Source organism: Pseudomonas syringae CC1557 (genome assembly GCF_000452705.1).
GTDB classification, from domain to species: domain Bacteria; phylum Pseudomonadota; class Gammaproteobacteria; order Pseudomonadales; family Pseudomonadaceae; genus Aquipseudomonas; species Aquipseudomonas syringae_F.
This window is the reverse complement of sequence record NZ_CP007014.1, coordinates 1,689,859-1,710,004: the sequence shown is the minus strand read 5'-3', so window position 1 is coordinate 1,710,004 and position 20,146 is coordinate 1,689,859. Positions and strand designations below refer to the sequence as shown.

The following is a 20,146-nucleotide window of genomic DNA, read 5'->3' as shown; positions in this document are numbered from 1 at the left end:
GGGTTCAAAGCTGACTGAACAGGTTCAACTTGGACAGCATGGTAAAGACCTGCTGGGAAGCATCCAGCATGGTTTTCTGCAGCGTCAGGCGAGTGGTCGCCTCGACGATGTCCGCATTCACGTAAGTGCCCTGCTCAATTGTATTATTGGCTTTGAGCAGCTCGTTAGTGGTCCCCTGGGCACTCGCAGCAAGCTGGCGCGCGCCGCCATTGGCACGTGCGGTAGAAGCCTGCGCGATACCGCTGGTGATGTTGCCCAGCGCAGAGTCCAGTGACGCCTTCATCTTTTGCGTCGCCACCAGATCTCCGTCAACCGGCGTCGACAAGGCTTTGATCGCCGCCGTCAGTGTGTTGAGGATGTTCTCGTTCTGGTGAGTACCAGACTCCACGATAAACTGATCACCGGCGGCAGGTGTACCGCTGAGGTTGAAATTGACCCCGGAGGCGTTGGCCGTAGAGCCGCTCATCGTGCCACTGGACACCGGTTTACTGCTGCTGGTCAAGGGTGACGCAAACAGATCGTAGTCGGTAGCGCTGGTGAACTTGAGAATGGCGCCGCCGGTAGGGAAGGTATTATTGAACGCCGTCCGGTCAGCTGCGGTGTTACCCACGGTAGAGCTGCTGATGTTGGCGGTAGAGGTGTTACCGGCACTTCGCGACGTCGACACGCTGTCTGGCGTCGAAGACAGTTGATAACTGCGATTGGTCAGTGCAGCATCAGCCGTGGCTTCCGACACTCTGTCAGCCGCTGGCAGGTTAACGTTGAGGGTCATTTCGACACCGCGAAAGGTAAACGTCTGCGCCTCGAACGTGCTGTTGCCGAACTTGCCGGCAGACGACGCGTCGGAGCTCACATCGGTGCCGGTGGCATCGGTGATCTTGAATTGCGTACCGCTGAGGAAGGTCAGTGTGTAAGGTTCGCCCGCCTGATAGCTCGAGTTATAGGTAGGAGTCGACGTCACCTGGCCGGCACTCAGGCCGATCTTGCCATCATCGGTCGCCGGGGAAATCAGTGTCGCAGACGTGCGCGTGCTGTTGACCGACTGCTCGAACGCCTCGTAGCCCGTGGTGTTACTGGCCATTACCAGACCATCGCCTACCGCCAGGTTGACGCTGGTCTGATCGCCCTTGTAGCTGTAAAAACCATCGGCGTTCAGCGAGTAAGGCGGCGTCGAGGACTTGGAACCGGCCAATATATATTGGCCATTAGGATCCTTGCTGTTCATGAGCGCCAGAAGCTGCCCCTGATACTGTTTGAGCGACTGAGCCTTGGTGAGACGTTCAGAGTCGGTATTGACGCCGTTGGACGCCGATATGATCTCTTCACGAGCAGACTGCATGGTATCGATGATGCTGGTCAATGCGGTCTCGGTGCTGACCACGTTGGTGTTGATCGTTCCTATGTTGGCCGCGTACTGGGTCAGCATGGAGTTCTGCTGAGCCAGTTGCAGTACCCGGGCTGAGCCCACCGGATCGTCGCTCGCCGTATTGAGCTTGATACCGCTGGAAACCTCTTCGCTGGTCTTGTTGAGGTTTGCATAGTTGCGCTGATAATTGGCGTTCGTGGCTTCGTAGAACTGGGTAGTCGAGATACGCATGGCTCACGATTCCTTAAAGGCTGTTGATCAGCGTGCTGAAGATGGTTTGTGCCGCCTTGATGATCTGCGATGAGGCGGTGTAGTACTGCTGATACTTGATCAGGTTGGACGCTTCTTCATCGAGCGATACACCCGAAACCGAATCGCGTGACGCCTTGGCCTGACCGACAACGGCAGCCGTAGCCGTGACATCGTTCTTGCCCTGACTTGCCAGCGTGCCGACCACAGAAACAAGGTCAGCGTAGGAGCCGGACAGGCTGGTGCCCGCGTCGCCATTGGCGACGCCGACGGTCTTGGCGGTCTGCAAACCGACCACTGCCAGCGCATTACGGTTGTCGGACGAGCCCGAACCGGTGATGCCGACGCTGAAGGTATCGTTGACGACCGGCGAGCCGGAAATGGTCATTTCCAGTTGAAACGCAGTCTTGCTGCCCGGCGTTGTCGTGGTATCGGTATAGCCGACGTTCAGTTTGAGCGTGTTGGTCTGCCCCTGAATGATCGAACCGCCCACGGCGTTACCGTTCTGATCGAGCACTGCGCCACCACTCGCATTGATCAGGCTGTAGCTCTGAACGCCAGTGCTGCTGACCGCGCCCATCACCAGCTTCATGGGGGTGGAATCCTTAACAGCGTTGCGCAGATCCGCGGTCCGGGTGCTGCTGTAAATATCTGACTTGGTGTTCAGTACAGGCTGGGTAAAACTGCCGGTGCCAGCGTTGCTGGCACCCGCAGTCGCCGTCAAGGGCGCAGCCGCGGCGATATCCTTGGCGTCGGTCATGACCACCGAAATCCCCGACGCGCCGGTGCGTGTCGGTATGACCTTGAAGCTGTCTCCAGCCGCCAAGGTGTTGCCATTGAGGCTCACACTGAAACCGTCGAACTGCTTGGGCGGATTGTCACTCAACGCACCGGCACCGACGCTCTCGCCATTGGGCAGACGACGCACCGTGAAATTCGAGGCGTCGCTGAACGTGACTTCGTAATCGTCCGCCGTCAGCTTGCTGGTATCGCCAATCGTCACGTTCAAGTTGCCGGAACCGAGACTGTTGGTGGTCTTGCCGATGCTGCGCTGGGTAATCGCATCCGCGCTGTTGATGCTCGAATACAGATTCGAACCAAAATTACCCTTGCTGTCGATACCCTGGTTCAATTGGCTGTTGACCTGGTCCGAGAGCACCATCGCCGTACGGCCAAGCTCGTTGGTCGCTGGCACCAGCACTTCGTTGCGGTAACGCAGCAGACCACCAATCGAGCCGCCCGTAACGACCGAACTTACGTCGGTCTGGGACTGACCGTAGGCGATCTGCACGTTGGACTGCAGCGGGTCGGACGGGTTAGGGGCTGTCGACATCTTGTAAGCCGTCGAACCGCTGACCAATGCTTGCCCGGTGCCGGTGTAAATATCGTAATTGCCGTTGTTTTCGGAGACTTTCACACCTACCAGCTCATTGAGCTGACGCACCGCTTCGCTACGCGAATCGAGCAGTGTGTTGGGCGTGCCGTTGCCAGCCGACGCCTGGGTGATCTGTTTGTTCAGGCTCGCCACCGTGGTGGTCAGTTCGTTGACCTGGGAGGTGAAGTTGGCGAGCTGGGAATTGACGTTGTCGTTCTGTGAAGACAGCTGGGAAGCGATCGAGTTGAACCGTGCGCTCAATGAGCCCGCCTGAGTCAGGAACGAGGAGCGATCTGACGATTGCGTCGCATTGGTGGCGATGCCCTGCATTTTGGAAAAAAAGTCTGCCAACTGCACGGCGACGCCTGACGCATTGTCGGACAGCAAGGTGTCCGTCTTGCCGGCCTGACCGGAGTATGCGACCGCGTCCGCGCTAAGGGCGGTCGTGGTTTGCAATTGGGTGTCCAGGTAGCTGTTGTAGATGCGACGCACATCCGACAGCGTTGTACCCGTGCCGACGTAGCCGGTGCCCTGCCCCAGGGCAATCTGCGCCGACGCCTTGGTCAGTACCTGCTGACGCGAGTAACCCGCGGTATCCACGTTGGCCGTGTTATTACCGATGGTATTGATCGCAGCGCTACTGGCGTTGATACCTGAGAGCCCAATTGAAATCAGCGACATGATTAAAACCTTATAAAGTCGTGGAAGAGCCCGTTGCAGCGGCGTACGTCTGGTAACTCTTCATCTGCTTCGCAATCTGCGAAATCTTGCTTGCATAGTCCGGGTCGGTGGCGTAACCAGCCTTCTGCAATTCTTTTACGAACTGTTCTGGTTTATCGGCCGAGTTGACCACTTCTTTATAACGATTGTTGTTCTGCAGCAGACTGACCAGGTCATGGAAGCTGTCGGCATAGGAGTCGTAGGAGCGGAAGTCTGCCGTTTCCTTGACCATCTTCCCTTCACGGAACTCGCTGGTGATGGCGCGCGCTTCTGCGCCCTTCCAGCTACCCGCAGCCTTGATGCCGAACAGGTTGTGACTGCTGCTGCCATCCTGCTGACGCATGATCGATTTGCCCCAGCCGGTTTCCAGCGCAGCCTGCGCCACCAGCATCACCGGGTCGACGCCGATACGCGCGGCGGCTTCCTTGGCCAGCGGCAGCATGGTCTCGACGAACTGATCGGCGTTGCTGAACGCACGCTTGGCCGGCGCCAGCGGTGGCTGAGCCATCGAGCGCACGTACTCCGGCGCAGGCGCCAGGTTCGGGTCGAGCGTCCAGTCGCCATTGTTGCCAGCAATGCCGGAAGTCGCACGAGTAGGTGCAGGACTGTTGCTGACTGCGGTAGCTGCCGAAGGCACGATGCCTGCCAGAAGTCGATCGGTGAGCTTGCTCGGCAAGGACAGGCGACGCGAATTGAGCGCCGCCATGTCGTTGCGACCTTCACCGGATGCCGACGCTGCGACAGCCGCCTGATCCGCCGCCGCCGAGCGTGTCGCCCACAGTGGACGCTGGTAGATACTGGTTGCCAGACCGGTCCTGGCAGGCGCCGCGTCAGTAGCTGCCGTTGCAGCCTTGGCGGCGTCGGGCGTAACCGCTGCAGCGGCGTGGTTTATACCCTTGTCTTTCGACAACTGGCGCATCAGCACGTCCTGCAAGCCAATGCCGTTACCACGCGTGGACAGGGTGACCGCCAGTTGCTGGTCATACATGTCCTGATACTGCCGCGTCGCCGCGGTGTTCATCGGGTTGTCCTTGGCCAGCACTTCGTTGGCTGACCGCATGGCCTTGAGCATCTGGCTGACGAACAGCGATTCGAACTCGCGGGCCACCTTCTTCTGGTTTTCCACACTGTCCTTGTCGCCATGCTTCAGCGCTGCCAGACGGTTGACGTCGGTATAGGCACCGGAGTCGACCGCTGAAGAAATCCCGCTCTTGGGCATATCCATGCGCAAATCCTCAGATCACGATCAGGTCGGCTTGCAACGCACCGGCCTGCTTCAGGGCTTCGAGGATGGCCATCAGGTCGCCGGGCGCAGCGCCCACCTGATTGACCGCACGGACAATCTCATCCAGCGTGGTGCCTGGACCAAACTTGAACATCGGGTGCAGCTCTTGCTGGGCGTTAACCCGCGAGCGCGGCACAACAGCGGTCTGACCGCCGGACAACGCACCCGGCTGGCTGACAATCGGGTCTTCGGTGATGGTCACGGTCAGGCTGCCGTGAGTCACAGCGGCAGGCGACACCTTGACGTTCTGGCCGATAACAATCGTGCCGGTCCGCGAGTTGATGATGACCTTGGCAGCGGTCTGGCCCGGATCGACCTCCAGGTTTTCCAGAATCGACAGGTAGTCGACACGCTGGCCCGGATCAAGCGGCGCGGTCACACGCACCGAACCACCGTCCAGCGCCTGAGCAACGCCAGGGCCCAGCAAGTCGTTGATCTTGTCGACCACCCGCTTGGCGGTGGTGAAGTCGGAACGGTTCAGGTTCAGAGTCAGGGTATTGCCCTGATTGAAGCCGCTCGGCACCGAGCGCTCCACCGAAGCACCGCCAGGAATTCGACCCGACGACGGAACGTTGACAGTGATTTTCGAGCCGTCACGACCTTCCGCGTCGAAACCGCCGACCACCAGGTTGCCTTGGGCGATGGCATAGACGTTACCGTCGACACCTTTCATCGGTGTCATCAACAGCGCACCGCCGCGCAGGCTCTTGGAGTTACCAATCGAGGAGACGGTGATGTCGACCGTCTGGCCCGGCTTGGCGAACGCAGGCAGATCCGCGTACACAGCAACTGCCGCGACGTTTTTCAGCTGCACAGTGCCGGAACCGGACGGAACCTTGATGCCGAACTGCGACAGCATGTTGTTGAAAGTCTGCAGGGTGAACGGGGTCTGGGTGGTCTGGTCACCCGTCCCGTTGAGACCCACCACCAGACCGTAACCGATCAATTGGTTGGCCCGCACGCCGGAGATGCTCGCGATGTCCTTCAGACGTTCGGCATGCACGCCGAACGCTGTGGACAACAACAAGGTCGCCGCTATCAGTTGCTTGAGCTTGATCATGTCTATCCCGCTATCAGAAAGGGAACAACGGGCTGAGGAAGAACCGGTCGAACCAGCCTGGCTGGCTGGTATCGGCAAAGGCTCCGGTCCCCGAATAGGTAATACGTGCATCGGCAATACGGGTGGAAGAAACGGTGTTGTCGGTCGCAATATCATCGGCGCGAACAAGCCCGGCGATCCGCACCAGCTCGTCACCGGTATTGAGGGTCATCCACTTCTCGCCACGCACCGCCAGAATGCCGTTGGGCAACACATCCGCAACCGTCACGGTGACCGAACCGGTCAGGCTGTTGCTCTGTGCGGCCTTGCCATCGCCCTTGGTGGTCCGTGCGCCGTTATAACCTGCGTTCAGGCTCAGGTCGTTGCCGCCAATCGGGTTGTTGGTGGTCAGGCCCGAACCGAACAGCGAGGTCAGACCAATGCTGTTGGTGCTGTTCTTGCTCATTGCCGAAGTGGCCGCCTTGCTCGCCGCCATGCGCTCGGAGAGCGTGATGGTGATGATGTCGCCGACGCGGAACGCTTTGCGATCGCCGTACAGGTTCTGTTCGAAACCGGCCTGGTAGATAGCGCCATTGTTCGAAGCCGCCGACATGGGCGTACGTGGTAACACCGGAGCGTAATAAGGGTCATTGGGCTTGGCCGTCGGCGCAACGCAGCCAGACAGCAGGGTGATCCCGCACAATGAAGCGATCAACACTGAAAAACGCGGAACACTAAGGCGGTTCATGACACTTGAAACCTCGCGGTGTAACAGGCGCTTATCAAGGCGCCCCTTCGGATTGAGCAGTTTTGCCGGCATCAGTGCCTTACAGGTTCTGAGTCAGGTTTTGCAGCATCTGGTCAGCGGTCGAGATCACTTTGGAGTTCATCTCGTAAGCGCGCTGGGTGGTGATCATGTTGACCAGTTCTTCAACCGTGCTGACGTTGGAGTTTTCCAGGGTGTTCTGCAGGGTCGGACCCAGGCCGTTCAAGCCCGGCGTACCGATCTGCGGCGCGCCGCTCGAACCGGTTTCCAGGTACAGGTTGCCGCCGATGGCTTGCAGGCCGGCCGGGTTGATGAAGTCCGCAGTCTGAATGTTGCCGATAATCTGTGGCGTGGCGGTTGCACCGGCCAGCGTGACCGACACTGTACCGTCCTGACCGACCGTGAAGGTCTGCGCGGCCTGCGGAACAACAATCGCAGGCTCAAGGGCATAACCGTTGGAGGTCACGATCTGGCCGTTGGCGTTGAGGTGGAACGTACCGTCACGGCTGTAGGCGATGGTGCCATCCGGCTGGGTTACCTGAAAGAAGCCACGACCGTTGACCGCCAGGTCCAGCGGGTTGTTGGTGGTCTGCAGGCTACCGGCCGTGAAGTTCTTCTGCGTGCCGACGATGCGCACACCGGTACCCAGTTGCAGGCCGGAAGGCAGCTCGCTGTCCTGGGTGGATTGAGCACCCGGCTGACGCTTGATCTGATACAGCAAGTCCTGAAACTCGGCCCGATCACTCTTGAAACCTGTGGTCGAAACGTTCGCCAGGTTGTTGGAGATGGTGGTCAGGTTGGTGTCCTGAGCGGCAAGGCCGGTTTTGGCGACGTATAGTGCAGGAAGCATGTGTGTTCTCCTCAAGCGCCGGTTTGTCGGCGCAAGCTGTCATTGATTAGCCAAGTTGCAAGACGCGAGCCATCGACTGATCGTCTTCTTCGGCGGTCTTCATCATCTTGACGTGCAATTCGAATTGACGGGACAAGGCCAGCACCGAGGTCATTTCCTCGACCGCATTGACGTTGCTCGCCTGCAGAAAGCCGGACTCGACCTGAACGGTGGCGTCTGCGTCGGCAGGCCGGCCGGTCTTGGTGTGGATCAGGCCGTCAGGGCCTTTTTCCATGGTCTTCAAGTCAGGCTTGACCAGCTTGATGCGGTCGACCTGCGCCATCACCTGTGGGCTCTCACCCAGCGAACGAATGCTGATCGTGCCGTCGGCACCGATCTCGATCTGCTGCTGAGGCGGCACGGCAATCGGACCACCGTTGCCCATTACCGGCAAACCACTGCCGTCGCGCAACACACCCAGGGCATCGATGTTCATGCCGGAACTGCGGGTGTAGGCTTCGCCGCCATCGGGGGTCTGCACCGCGATCCAGCCATCACCCTTGACGGCGATGTCCAGTTCACGACCGGTCTGCACCATGGCACCCGCGGAAAAGTCAGTCCCGGGACGCTCGCTCATGGCGTAGGCACGCGAGGGCATGACCTCGCCATACACCGGCATCGAGCGGGCCTGTTCAAGGTCACGCATGAAACCGTTGGTCGAGACGTTTGCCAGGTTGTTGGCGTGAGCCTTCTGCGCAATCGCGTTTTCGGATGCACCGCTCATGGCGACGTAAAGCAACTTGTCCACAGTCTTCCTCCTCCGACAGACGCTTGCCGCCTGTAGCTGTTCTGAAAGGGTTAAAGCAATTTTTGAACCAACTTGTCAGGCTCGATACAAACTCTTGATTAGCCAGCAAAAACAGGCACCGATCGTTTGTCTCTCGGCAAAGTGCCAGCCAATAGCGGCGGCGGACTGCCGCCCACCTCACGCCAAACCCCGTGCAACGCCAAAAAAACTTCGCAGGTGCGCGCGGACAACCTGATCGACAGTGATAATCTGGCCGACATCACAGACCTCATCGGTAACCGCCATGTCTTTTCACCGGTTCATCGTCGGTATCGCGGCAGCCAGCCTCACCACCCTTGCCCTGCTCGCCCAGGCCGCTCCCGCGCATTACTACAAATGGCAGGGCGACAGCCGGATCGTCTGTGCCCAGACCAGTCCAGGCCCGGGCTGGAAACGCTTGAAAGGTCACTTCATCAAAGCCGACTGCTCGATTTGATCAGGTGGACTGAATCAGCGTCTGCATCAGCGTCACCTCGGTGGATATAGCTTTGGAATTGGCTTGATAGGCCGTCTGCGCCTGAATCAAGGCAATCAGTTCATCCGCCAGCACGACGTTCGAGCCTTCCAGTCCGCCACTGACAATGCTGCCCAGCGTTCCGATGCCCGGCACGTCATATTCAGGTACGCCGGAATCAGCGGTCGCCGTCCAGCGCGTGTCGCTGCGCGGCTGCAAACCATGGGGGTTGGCAAAACTGGCAAGCATGACCTGGCCGATATCCCTGGTCATGCCGTTGGTGAAACCCGCACGCAGGATGCCGTCACGTCCGACGTCCAGACTTTTCAGCTCCCCCGCCGAGTTACCGTCCACTTGCGCTGAAGAGCGCGAACTGGCCGAGTTGTGTTGCAGCAGATTGGTAAAGTCGATAGCAATGCCCTTGGCACCGCCAGCCGCGCCATTGGATATCCAGCGTTCGCGACTTGTACCTGGATCCGCCACCATCGCGGGCGACCAGCCGGTGAGTTGCAGCAGGTTGCCATTGCTGCTGGTCAGGCCCGGGCTGCCGGTCAGTGACGCGACCGAGCCATGGGAATCGAACACGATATTGGCCGTCAATGGCTGAGTGGACGCAGGCATCTGCGGGTTTCGATCGTCAATCAACACGTGCATGCGCCAGCTGTTGGTGCCGTCTTTCACGAAATATTGTTTCAGCTCATGCGTATTGCCCTGGCTGTCAAAGATCTGATTGCCGAACATCCTGCTGTAGGTAGTCAGGTCAGAGGCACTGAAGTCCGGCACCGGACGGTGCATGACCGTATCAGCGGGGTCGAGCACACTTGTCCCGGCGGCCTCCAGCGGTAACGAAACCGCCCCGCCGTTGACCGAGCCGTTAGCCATCCACGCACCATTCACTGCGCTGGCTGGCACCCAGCCCTCCAGGGCAAATTCGCTGTCCGAGACTTTTCGCAGGTGCTGATTATTGCCGCTGTACGACAGGGTGCCATCCGGCCTCAGTTCGAGACTTACTTGCAGCGGCGCCACACTGTCGGGGTCTACCGGGTTGCGCCCATCCACCAGGACATACATGGACCACTGATTGTCTTCGGTCTTGACGAAGTACTGCTTGAGTTCGTGATCGGCAGGGGGCACCGGACTGATCCCGACATCCTGAATGGTTCGGGCAGTGACCCGTGTATAGGTCGCCGGGTCGTCCGGGTCAAAGGTCGGTAATCGAGCGAGCGAAGGCAGCGATGCGTCCAGATTGATATTTTCGGCAACTCTGCTGGTGGCTCTGGCGGCGACGTTGGATGTATCGATCTGCAAGTCGGTGCGGATTCCACTGATAATCTCGCCCTTGTCATTTGCTGCATAGCCCTGCAATCGCCCGCCGTCGCTGTCGACCACAAAATTGGCAGCGTCCTTGAGAAAGGCGCCAGCCCGCGTATAGGCCAGCGCGCCCTGATCACTGACCACGAAGAAGCCGTTACCCTGAATACGCATGTCCAGCGGGTTACCGGAACTGATCACGGTTTCACCCTGATTGAAGTTCTGCTGCACCGAGGCGAGCCGCACGCCATCGCCAACAGCATTGTGCCCGGAGCCCAACTGCGCAGACGCATATAAAGCGGAAAATTGCGCACGCGATGACTTGAAACCAAGGGTGCCTGCGTTGGCGATATTGTGTAAGCGCTCCATAAACCCCACATTCAAAGTGCTTAGCTGATCCCGGAAGCTGTGATCCCGATTCCCTCAGGAGCCAGCTCGCCATGATGCGACCCGATGCCAAAGTCGAAAAAGTGTATCTGTACCCCAAGCCTGTGGACTTCCGAAAGTCTATCGACGGTCTGGCGGCATTGGTCGAACTGGACATCAAGGTCGCCGTCTTTGATCCAGTACTTTTCGTCTTCCTCAACAAGCCACGCAACCGCGTGAAGATCTTGTACTGGGAGCGCAATGGCTTTTGCCTTTGGCTCAAGCGTCTGGAGTCCGAACGATTCAAAACATCGCCAGACGCCACCGACGAAGCGATTGTCCTGACGGTTCAGGAACTCAACTGGATGCTCGATGGCTTTGACCTCTGGCGCAACCGTCCTCATCAAGTTTTGACGCCGCGATTCGTAGCCTGATTCGGTATAATCCAGGGCATGAATTCCGTGCCCGAAAACCTTCCAGATGATCCCGTTCTGCTCAAGCAACTGCTTGGGCAGATGTTCGACGAGCGTCAGTTGGATAAGGGAAAGATTATTCGGCTACAAGAACAGAATGCCCTCCTGCTTCAGCGTTTGTTCGGACGTAAGTCCGAGCAAACAGCTGATGCGGCAACGCCGCAACTGGCCCTCTTCAATGAAGTAGAAAGCGTCATCGAGCCTGTGGACGAAGCTTCAGATGAAGAGGTCGTTGCTCCGACCAGGCGCCGTGGCAAGCGCAAACCTTTGCCTGCCGATTTACCCCGCGTCGAAGTCATCCACGAACTGCATGAGCACGAACTGACCTGCGTTTGTGGCTGCCGCAAACACACCATTGGCGAAGAAGTCAGCGAGCAGCTTGAAATCGTGCCGATGCAGATCCGCGTGATCAAACACATCCGAAAAGTCTATGCCTGCCGCGACTGCGAAACAGCCCCGGTCACTGCTGATAAACCTGCGCAAGTGATCGAGAAGAGCATGGCCAGCCCTAGCGTTTTGGCGATGCTGCTTACCACTAAATATGTAGATGGTTTACCGCTTCACCGCTTTGAAAAAGTGTTGGGCCGCCACGGCATGGATATTCCTCGACAAACGTTGGCGCGCTGGGTGATTCAGTGCGGCGAGCATCTGCAACCCTTGCTCAACTTGATGCGGGATCGACTGCTGGAAAGTCGTGTCATCCACTGCGATGAGACGCGAGTGCAGGTTAATAAAGAGCCTGATCGAGAGCCCGCCAGTCAATCCTGGATGTGGGTACAAACTGGAGGCCCGCCTAATCAGCCTGTTGTTCTTTTCGACTACTCAACCAGCCGTGCGCAGGAGGTACCGACGCGCCTGCTAGAAGGCTATCGTGGCTACTTGATGACTGATGATTACGCCGGTTACAACGCGCTTGGAGCGCAAGCCGGTGTCGAGCGCTTGGGTTGTTGGGCGCATGCTCGTCGCAAGTTCGTAGAAGCACAAAAAGTGCAGCCCAAGGGCAAAACCGGGCGGGCTGATGTTGCCCTGAATTTGATCAACAAGCTTTACGGTATCGAGCGGGCGTTGAAAGAAGGCAGCGATGAGCAGCGTTATGAAGCTCGCCAGCAAAACAGCGTACCGGTGCTGACTCAGTTGCACACCTGGATGGAGAAAACGCTGCCTCACGTCACGGCGCAAAATGCGCTGGGTAAGGCGATCAGTTATCTAGCCAGCAAAACAGCGTACCGGTGCTGACTCAGTTGCACACCTGGATGGAGAAAACGCTGCCTCACGTCACGGCGCAAAATGCGCTGGGTAAGGCGATCAGTTATCTAGCCAGCAACTGGCAAAAGCTGCTGCGCTATACCGAAGCTGGATTTTTGCCCATCGACAACAATGCGGCAGAGCGTGCGATCAGACCGTTTGTGATCGGACGCAAGAACTGGCTATTCAGCGATACCCCCAAGGGTGCCAAGGCCAGTGCTCAACTCTACAGCTTGGTCGAGACGGCTAAAGCCAACGGCCAGGAGCCCTATGCGTGGCTGCGCCACGCATTAGAACGGCTACCACTGGCGACCTCGGTTGAAGATTACGAAGCCTTGCTGCCGTGGAACTGTACGCCTCGTTTGCATTCCTAGACGCACCGTCGTCTTTGGTTAGATGGGGTTTGTGGAGCGCTTACGATATTGTTACCCGCTACCTCCAGTCTTTTGTTCGCAGCATGAATGCCGCTGATCGCTATATTGAATGACATGATTACTCCCTTGCCATAAAGGCAATTCATAGAGGAGTTTTATTCTCACATCATCGTGCGTAGGACGTTTCCAAGTAGGCTGAGGGACTAATCCGTAACTTTAAACTTTGCCAAAACATGAAAAAAATACGTAATCATCACCCATAAAAAAACCCCTGAAACAGGGGCTTTTTTACAACTTCCCAAACGATGCTTATTACGTCATCTGAATAGTGGTCTGCATGACGCTGCTTTGAGTCGAGATGGTCTTGGCGTTAGCCTGATAGTCGCTTTGCGCCTTGATCAGGTTGACCAGTTCAAGCGTCAGGTCGACGTTGGATTCTTCCAGCGCCTGACCGGTGACGTAACCCAGAGTACCCGACTGCGGAGCGCCAGTGCCTGGAATGCCCGAAGAGAAGGTTTCGCGCCAGTTGGTCCCGCCAGCAGGCGCAAGGCCTTGCACGTTGGCAAAGGAGGTCAGGGAAACCTGACCGATGACTTTGGACTGACCGTTGGTGTAGGACGCAAACAGCTTACCGGAGGAGTCTACGCTCATGTCCTTGATCTGACCTGCCGCGTAGCCATTCTGCGCTTGCGCCGAACGGCCTGTGGCCGAAGCAGTCTGCGTTGAAGCCGTCATGTCCAAGCGGATACCCGAAGCAACACCGGCAGCACCGTTCGGGCCCCAGGTGGCAGTATTACCAGTGCCAGTCTGAATGGCCGGTACCCAGTTCGTCACCTTGAAAGTGCCGTCGGCGTTGACCGCCACGTTAGCGCTTGGCGAAGGTGAAGTCGGCGTGGCACCGGTATTGATGACCAGCGAGCCAGAAGAGTCGAAAGTCAGATTGTTTGCATCAGGAACCGTGCTGGCCGGATTACTGATATTACGCCCGTCAATCAGCGAGTACATGGTCCAGCTATTAGTACCATTCTTGGCAAAATAACTTTCCATCCGGTGCTCGTTGCCTTGTGAATCAAAAACGGTGGTGCTGTAGGTATCGTTATAGGTTTTGGAGTTGGTGGCGTCGAACGGAGTGACCGTCGGAACTGCCGACGTCGAGTTGAGGTTGGCCGTGTTGGTAATGCTGCTGGTCGGACTCGCCAACTGATTGGAACTGTCCACTCGCAGATCACCGGAAGAGCCGACCATGACCGTGCCATTTGCATCAACGTTATAACCCTGAAGGTTCATGCCCGAACTGTTGACGACATAGCCGTCCTTGTCAGCATGGAAAGCGCCTGCACGGGTATACAACGAATCACCCTTGTTGCTGAGCATGAAGAAACCATTGCCATTGATGGCCAGGTCAAGTGAATTACCTGTGCCCGTGGTCAGGCTGCCCTGGGAAAACTGCTGAGAAACAGCGGCCGTGGTAACACCACTGCCGACACTCGTGCCGCCCGACGTGCCGCGAATCGATTGTGCGTACTGGTCAGCGAATTCGATGCGCGAACTTTTGAATCCAGTGGTCGCGACGTTGGCAATGTTGTTGCCGGTAACGTCGAGGCTTTTGTTTGCAGCATAGAGCCCACTAAGGCCGATATTGAAAGACATGTTTCACTCCTGCGCCGTAGCGGCTCTACAATCCGATGGTTTGAACTTTGGACAGGGCAACACTGCCGCTGGCCAGGTTAAGCATTGTTTCCGCACCATTGACACCCAGCGTGACACTGTTGACCGTAGCGGGCAGGTAAGTCGAAAACTGTGTATTTTTGCCGTCAACCGCGCCTTCAGCCTTGAAGGTGTAAGTACCCGAGGGCAGCGCTGCGCCGTTTGAGTCTGTACCGTCCCAGGCGAAGTTGGTCGTGCCAGCTGCCTGGGCACCCAGATCAACACTGTCGACCAGGTTCGATTGCGCGTCGTAAACCTTGACCGTTGTCAGCGGGTTGGCCGCAGGGATCACGATTGAACCGGTCATGCCCTTGGTCGTATCGACCGAGGTGCTGCTCGAATCAATAATCACTGAACGGCCCACCAGCGACGACGCCTGCAAGGCCTGGGACGACTGGTAACTGGTGGCAATGGTGTCAACCGTCTTCGTCAGGTTCTGCATGCTTTCAAGGCTGCTGAACTGCGCCAGCTGCGCTACGAACTGGGTGTTGTCCTGCGGGTCTAGAGGGTTCTGATTCTTCATCTGCGTGACGAGCAGTTGCAGAAACGAATCCTTGCCCAGCGTGCCCGTAGAGTTCGTGGCTGTCGGTGTAGGGTTTTGCAGCTTGTTCAAAAATGTCGATGAAACGCTGTTTGCTGTGGTGCTATCAACGGCCATAACGTTCGCCTTCTATCACTGACCGAGGGTCAGAACCTTCTGCATCATGGATTTAGCGGTGTTCATGATTTCAGCGTTGGTCTGGAAGGACCGGCTGGCGGAAATCATGTCGGCCATTTCTTCCACAACATTGACGTTGGGGTAATAGACATACCCGTCCTTGTCAGCGGAAGGATGATTAGGCTCGTAGCGCGCTTCGAGGTTGGAACTGTCTTCGATGATGCCGTTGACCTGAACACCCTGCCCGGCTTCACCCTGGTCCTGGAACAGCGAACCACCTGTGGATTGCTGACCCTGCATCACGGTGGCAAACACCGGATGACGGGCGCGGTAGGTCTGGTCCATGCTCGAAGACACGGTCTCGGCGTTGGCGATGTTACTGGCCGTCGTGTTCAGACGTGTGGTCTGAGCACTCATGGCGCTACCGGCAATGTTGAACACATTGGCTAGTGACATGAATTATTCTCCGCGAAGGGCTGCAACCAGCCCTTTGAACTTGCTGTTGAGCAATGTGAAGCTGGCCTGGAAGCCCATGGCATTCTCGGTGTAACTGGCCTGCTCGACCTGCGAATCAACGGTGTTCTGGTCCAGCGAAGGCTGCGACGGCGTACGGTACATCAGCGTACCGTCGTCATTACCCATGCCCTCGGCTTCGATATGACGGCTGTTGGTCTTGTTCAGCGCGAAATGACCGTTCTGGGTCTTCTCGGTTTCAGCAGCCAGCACCGAAGAAAACTCCAGATCACGCGCCTTGAAGTTCGGGGTGTCGGCGTTGGAAATGTTGTTGGCCAACACCTCTGCCCGCTGAGCCCGGAAGTTGAGGGCCTTTTCATGTATGCCTAGCGCTTTATCGAAGCTGATGCTCATTTCGGGAAACCTTTGCCGGTTGACCTGATTCTGTTGTTAGTGACAAAGCAATCGGCGTGCCATGTTGTAAAACCCAATGATTGCAAGGGTCACAGGCGGCGCGGAAGCGGCAATGCCAGAAAAGCGGCAAGGCATTTCCGCTGTGGAGGGGCAAAGCGGCAAGGTGGGTGCCGTTTTTTTGCCAGTACGGGGGTTGTAGCGTGGGTTGTAGCCGAAGGAAGCGCTGAATACAGTGCGACCGGCAAGCTGACTGATTTTTACACATCGGCTCTCGATCCCTACAAAGGGCTGCCAGCCATCGAGCAGTCGCAATACCCTTCCAGCTATGAGCCCAGACTTCAGGGCTGGATTGATCAAGACTTCAACTACAAAACGCACACCGCTGAAGGTGATGCTGATGCCAAGAGCCTTCTGGATAAAATCCTCGACCCTGACAGCGCGGTATTTACCGGACAAGGCACTGCCGGCACTGAATCCTGAACGTCTCTTTTTTGTGCCCCATCAACAACTGCCTGAGTCAAGCAACGAATCCAGTGGGTCAGCACTCCATAACCAACGTTCCCGGAGCCAGTCCAGCAGCATACGGACTTCAACCCGATTGTCGTCGTGACTCTTTTTATAAACTGAAATGGCGTCAGGCAACTGAACACGTTCTGCACAGCACTGCACCAACGTGCCCTCTTCAATAAGTTTTGACGCAGTTCGACGCCATCCCAATGCAACGCCATGCCCCTCCACTGCCGCCTGAAGCATAAGCGGATAGCTATCAAACACCGCACCTTGAGGATAATCCGCCCTGGTACTTCCAAACATCTGCAACCAGTCATCCCACGTCATGAATTCATGGGGCGTGGAGCGGTAGTGCAGCAGTTTGTGCAGGCGAAGCTCTTTGAGGCTCAGCAAACTGCCAGGCTCGAGGTAATCGGAGCGGCACACGGGAAAGACTTCATCGGCAGCGGTAAAAACCAGCGTGATTTATGGGGCCTGATAATCGCAGTCTTGTCTTCGGTGATCGGAGCGTGGGCGTGGAACTCAGCAACAAGACGGCTGCCGATGGTGCTTTCCGGTCAGTTGATTTCACTGGAGGGCCTGTTCGCAGCCGCACTCGGCTTTCTCTTTGAAGGCAGGTTGCCAACACCCACTGAAGCATCAGGTCTGATCGCATTGCTCACAGGCGCAGGCATTGCGGTTCACCGCATTCTCAGCGCTACTGGTGAATCTGCAAATGCCTGAAAACAGGGTACCCACAAACTGAAGCCTGATACGCAGTCGCTGAAACGGTCGAATCCTGGCTCGCCCGCCCCCCCCTGCTATATAGAAAGCCATCAGACAGTCGATACTTTTGGATAGCCACAGGAATACTATTAAAGGGAGTTTTATTTTGGTCACATCCATCAATACGAACGGCGGCACTGGCCCTACGGCCCGCTCCAATTCGCTTTCCTCTAGCACTTCAAACCCCACCAGCGCCCTTTCTGCCGCCTCAATCAAAACGCAGGATTCAGGCAAGATCTCCTCTCTGTCCGTTCAACTCAGCCAAAGCGCAACGCGTGCGGCGTCAAGAGATTCAGGCCTTGATCATGATGCACTGGGAGCGAAAGCTGCTGAGCAACTTGACCAGATCATTGGTCGCAGCTACGACATCAACAAGGCTAAAAATGACGCTGAGGTGCCTGAAACGACTGATCCCGAGGTGCTGGCACGCGCGAAAAAAGCAACACAATTCGTAAACGGCGGTAGAGAGAATCCTTTCGCAGGCATGGCTAGAGATCAACTGTCACTGATCGCCTACGACGAAAGCGGAACATTTACCGTAAACGAGAAGAAAGCTGCGTGGGTTGAGGACTTCAATCAGGAATCCTTGTGGCGCCAGCAGTTTGCGGCCAAGGCGATGGCGGAATATAACAGCACTGGGAAATTCAACAACGCGTTCGGTGAATCTCTGGAGCATTTCAAAGGATTGCCTGCCATCGAAAAAGCGCAGTACCCGGAGAATTATGAATCCAAAATACGGGGATGGATTGATCAAGACTTCAATTACCTGACCAATACGGCTGAAGGCAAAAGTGATGCTCAAGACTTTATCGGCAAGTTTCTGACTCGCGATGAAAGCGTATTTGGCGACAGTGCATCAGCTACCGACGCACCAGCCACCGAATGAAAGTCCGGGCGATTTTCGATAATCTCCGCCCGGACCACACTTCACTCAGAGGCCAAGCTCACTCAAACCCGGGTGATCATCCGGCCGCCGCCCCAACGGCCAATGGTATTTGCGCTCGGATTCGGCAATCGGCAAATCGTTGATGCAGGCAAAACGCCTTTGCATGAGGCCGTTTGCAGCGAACTCCCAGTTCTCATTGCCGTACGAGCGGAACCAGTTGCCCGAGTCGTCATGCCATTCGTAGGCATAACGCACGGCAATGCGGTTATCCGTGAATGCCCACAGTTCCTTGATCAAGCGATAGTCCAGTTCCTTGCGCCACTTGCGCTCAAGAAACGCCTGAGCCTCAGCGCGGCCATTGACGAACTCGCTGCGGTTACGCCAATACGTGTCTTCGGTGTAAGCCAGCGCGACTTTCGCAGCATCGCGCGAATTCCAGCCATCCTCGGCGCCACGGACTTTCTGAACAGCCGTCTCCAGGGTGAAGGGTGGCAATGGCGGTCTTCCTTTATCACTCATATCAGCGTCCTTAGAATGGTTTGTAGGGCAGGAATTTTCCGTCGAGGGTTATCACGGCTCGCTCGCCCCCTTCCGGATCCTCGACTTTCTTGATGTCGAGCTTGAAGTTGATGGCGCTGATGATGCCGTCGCCGAACTGTTCATGCACCAACGCCTTCAACGTAGTGCCGTAGACCTGAACCATTTCGTGGAAGCGGTAGATCGTCGGGTCACTGGAAACGTCTTCGACATTGCCACGCAACGGGATGGTTTGCAGCTCAGCGACCGCGTCCCTGTCCAGCCCGAGACGCTCGGCAACTACCTCGGCAACCGCTTCCGGCAAAGGGTGCTGACCGAGCAATGCAGCGGTGACATACACCACGCTCAACCCCGTACCTTCTGCGAGCCCGGCCCAGGTCAGGTTCTTTGCGGTCTTGGCCTGCAGCACACGTTCAGTCAGATTCTGACGCGGCGCTCTGGAAATATTGCTGTGCGGCATAGGTAACCCTCCCGAATGAATTCACGTCAGTCACAGGATCGGCAACTATTACCATAAGATCCAAGACTGATTTATGATCATCGCCATAACCCTGACTTATGGTGATGCCGTGCTGTTACGCCATATACGCTATTTGCTGGCAGTCGCCGACCATGGCAATTTCACTCGGGCGGCCGAGGCCCTGCATGTCTCCCAACCGGCGTTGTCGCAGCAAATCAGGCAACTGGAAAGCAGCCTGGGTGTGCAACTGTTCGACCGCACCCGCCGCAGTGTCGTGCCGACCGATGCTGGCCGCGTGTATCTGGACCACGCGCGTCGCTGCCTGCTTGAGCTGGATGCCGGAAAGCGTGCGCTGAACGATGTCAGCGACCTGTCACGTGGACAATTGCGCCTCGGCGTCACGCCAACCTTCAGTGAATACCTGATAGCGCCGCTGATAGACCGCTTCAGCGCGCTGTATCCCGGAGTGGCAATCATCCTCATAGAGCTGCCTCTGGAGCAGATTACCGAGGCATTGATCAGTGACGCGCTCGATCTGGCCATAGGTTTTGCCGGCAGTCATGCTGTCGAGATAGACAGCCAGCCTCTGTTCGATGAACAGCTGTGCCTGGTCATGGCCAAGTCTGGCCCCGAAAAGCAGGCCGCGCTGACACTTGACGACCTGCAGGCGCTTCGCTTTGCCTTGCTCGCCCCCGGCTTCGCCACTCGCCAGTTGCTGGATGCCTGGTGCCAGACGCAGAACTTCAAGCCGACGGTCGGCCTTGAAGCCAACTCGATTGCCATTTTGCTCAAGGTCGTTGCCCAGGGCCGCATGGCGACCATTCTTCCCGATGCCATCGTTCGCGAGCAGCCTGGATTACACGAAGTTCAGACAATCCCTGCCCTGCCAAGGCGGACGGTTGCGCTGCTGCGGCGTAAAAACGGATACCAGAGTGCCGCAGCCAACGCGTTTGCAAAGCTGGTGAGCGGCAGTAGTACGCAAACATGAAACCGATGGGCAGACGTTAAAGGCTGTTTTCGTCCGCCCATAAAAAAAGAGACCCGAAGATCTCTTTCT

At 57.1% G+C, this 20,146-nt stretch carries 20 protein-coding genes and 3 pseudogenes; 8 read left to right on the top strand and 15 right to left on the bottom strand.

Annotation, left to right across the window (positions count from 1 at the left end; translation table 11 throughout):
* Positions 1–4 precede the first annotated feature (4 nt).
* From N018_RS08035 to N018_RS08005, 7 genes are all read right to left on the bottom strand, one after another.
* Positions 5–1,597 (bottom strand): flagellar hook-associated protein 3, encoded by a 1,593-nt coding sequence (locus tag N018_RS08035; RefSeq protein WP_025389298.1) that lies wholly within the window; start codon positions 1,595–1,597, stop codon positions 5–7.
* A 13-nt stretch (positions 1,598–1,610) separates the two neighbouring features.
* Complete coding sequence (flgK, locus tag N018_RS08030; RefSeq protein ID WP_025389297.1) at positions 1,611–3,671, bottom strand: flagellar hook-associated protein FlgK; 2,061 nt, start codon at positions 3,669–3,671, stop codon at positions 1,611–1,613.
* Positions 3,672–3,681: 10 nt separating this feature from the next.
* A complete protein-coding gene (gene flgJ, locus N018_RS08025; protein WP_024643873.1) occupies positions 3,682–4,935 on the bottom strand; it encodes a flagellar assembly peptidoglycan hydrolase FlgJ in 1,254 nt (417 codons plus the stop codon).
* Between the two features lie 10 nt (positions 4,936–4,945).
* Entirely contained in the window at positions 4,946–6,055 is a 1,110-nt protein-coding gene (locus N018_RS08020; RefSeq protein WP_024643872.1) for a flagellar basal body P-ring protein FlgI, read from the bottom strand.
* A 13-nt stretch (positions 6,056–6,068) separates the two neighbouring features.
* On the bottom strand, positions 6,069–6,782 hold the full coding sequence (flgH, locus tag N018_RS08015) for a flagellar basal body L-ring protein FlgH (RefSeq protein WP_024643871.1): 714 nt from the start codon (positions 6,780–6,782) through the stop codon (positions 6,069–6,071).
* Between the two features lie 79 nt (positions 6,783–6,861).
* Positions 6,862–7,650, bottom strand: a complete 789-nt coding sequence (flgG, locus tag N018_RS08010; protein ID WP_024643870.1) for a flagellar basal-body rod protein FlgG — start codon at positions 7,648–7,650, stop codon at positions 6,862–6,864.
* A gap of 46 nt (positions 7,651–7,696) precedes the next feature.
* Positions 7,697–8,437 (bottom strand): flagellar basal body rod protein FlgF, encoded by a 741-nt coding sequence (locus tag N018_RS08005; protein ID WP_025389296.1) that lies wholly within the window; start codon positions 8,435–8,437, stop codon positions 7,697–7,699.
* A gap of 283 nt (positions 8,438–8,720) precedes the next feature.
* Between N018_RS08005 and N018_RS08000 the strand changes: the two genes are divergently transcribed.
* Positions 8,721–8,912, top strand: a complete 192-nt coding sequence (locus N018_RS08000; protein ID WP_024643869.1) for a hypothetical protein — start codon at positions 8,721–8,723, stop codon at positions 8,910–8,912.
* Here N018_RS08000 and N018_RS07995 read toward each other — a convergent pair whose 3' ends face one another.
* Positions 8,913–10,610: a flagellar hook-basal body complex protein gene (locus N018_RS07995; protein WP_025389295.1), complete on the bottom strand. Its 1,698-nt coding sequence runs from the start codon at positions 10,608–10,610 to the stop codon at positions 8,913–8,915.
* 71 nt (positions 10,611–10,681) lie between these two features.
* Here N018_RS07995 and tnpB point away from each other — a divergent pair, with 71 nt between their 5' ends.
* From tnpB to N018_RS07980, 3 genes and pseudogenes are all read left to right on the top strand, one after another.
* Positions 10,682–11,041, top strand: a complete 360-nt coding sequence (gene tnpB, locus N018_RS07990; RefSeq protein ID WP_024647222.1) for an IS66 family insertion sequence element accessory protein TnpB — start codon at positions 10,682–10,684, stop codon at positions 11,039–11,041.
* A gap of 18 nt (positions 11,042–11,059) precedes the next feature.
* Positions 11,060–12,280 (top strand): annotated as a pseudogene (gene tnpC / locus N018_RS07985) (IS66 family transposase); the annotation flags it as partial.
* A 20-nt stretch (positions 12,281–12,300) separates the two neighbouring features.
* Positions 12,301–12,699 (top strand): annotated as a pseudogene (locus tag N018_RS07980) (IS66 family transposase); the annotation flags it as partial.
* A gap of 312 nt (positions 12,700–13,011) precedes the next feature.
* Here N018_RS07980 and flgE read toward each other — a convergent pair.
* Genes flgE through flgB form a run of 4 tightly spaced genes read right to left on the bottom strand, consistent with a single transcriptional unit; the run spans position 13,012 to position 15,931 of the window.
* Entirely contained in the window at positions 13,012–14,349 is a 1,338-nt protein-coding gene (flgE, locus tag N018_RS07975) for a flagellar hook protein FlgE (protein ID WP_024643867.1), read from the bottom strand.
* A 25-nt stretch (positions 14,350–14,374) separates the two neighbouring features.
* Positions 14,375–15,064 (bottom strand): flagellar hook assembly protein FlgD, encoded by a 690-nt coding sequence (gene flgD, locus N018_RS07970; RefSeq protein ID WP_025389294.1) that lies wholly within the window; start codon positions 15,062–15,064, stop codon positions 14,375–14,377.
* Positions 15,065–15,079: 15 nt separating this feature from the next.
* Positions 15,080–15,520, bottom strand: a complete 441-nt coding sequence (gene flgC, locus N018_RS07965) for a flagellar basal body rod protein FlgC (protein ID WP_002554316.1) — start codon at positions 15,518–15,520, stop codon at positions 15,080–15,082.
* A 3-nt stretch (positions 15,521–15,523) separates the two neighbouring features.
* Complete coding sequence (flgB, locus tag N018_RS07960; RefSeq protein WP_024643865.1) at positions 15,524–15,931, bottom strand: flagellar basal body rod protein FlgB; 408 nt, start codon at positions 15,929–15,931, stop codon at positions 15,524–15,526.
* Between the two features lie 12 nt (positions 15,932–15,943).
* On the opposite strand from flgB, the gene N018_RS27740 reads away from it, so the two are divergent.
* Positions 15,944–16,411 carry a hypothetical protein gene (locus tag N018_RS27740; protein ID WP_025389293.1) on the top strand — a complete coding sequence of 156 codons (468 nt, stop codon included), beginning with the start codon at positions 15,944–15,946 and terminating at the stop codon, positions 16,409–16,411.
* Between the two features lie 21 nt (positions 16,412–16,432).
* Here N018_RS27740 and N018_RS27320 read toward each other — a convergent pair whose 3' ends face one another.
* Positions 16,433–16,867, bottom strand: a complete 435-nt coding sequence (locus tag N018_RS27320; RefSeq protein ID WP_229631341.1) for a LysR substrate-binding domain-containing protein — start codon at positions 16,865–16,867, stop codon at positions 16,433–16,435.
* Positions 16,868–16,909: 42 nt separating this feature from the next.
* Here N018_RS27320 and N018_RS25705 point away from each other — a divergent pair.
* Positions 16,910–17,164, top strand: a pseudogene (locus N018_RS25705) (EamA family transporter); the annotation flags it as partial.
* 148 nt (positions 17,165–17,312) lie between these two features.
* On the top strand, positions 17,313–18,092 hold the full coding sequence (locus tag N018_RS27965) for a hypothetical protein (protein ID WP_229631330.1): 780 nt from the start codon (positions 17,313–17,315) through the stop codon (positions 18,090–18,092).
* Positions 18,093–18,137: 45 nt separating this feature from the next.
* Here the strand turns inward: N018_RS27965 and N018_RS07935 are convergent, their stop codons facing one another.
* Both N018_RS07935 and cynS read right to left on the bottom strand, forming a co-directional pair.
* A complete protein-coding gene (locus N018_RS07935; protein WP_004416966.1) occupies positions 18,138–18,611 on the bottom strand; it encodes a DUF1348 family protein in 474 nt (157 codons plus the stop codon).
* Positions 18,612–18,621: 10 nt separating this feature from the next.
* On the bottom strand, positions 18,622–19,089 hold the full coding sequence (gene cynS / locus N018_RS07930) for a cyanase (RefSeq protein WP_004658714.1): 468 nt from the start codon (positions 19,087–19,089) through the stop codon (positions 18,622–18,624).
* Positions 19,090–19,162: 73 nt separating this feature from the next.
* On the opposite strand from cynS, the gene cynR reads away from it, so the two are divergent.
* Entirely contained in the window at positions 19,163–20,077 is a 915-nt protein-coding gene (gene cynR, locus N018_RS07925) for a transcriptional regulator CynR (protein WP_025389289.1), read from the top strand.
* The last annotated feature ends 69 nt before the right edge of the window (positions 20,078–20,146 follow it).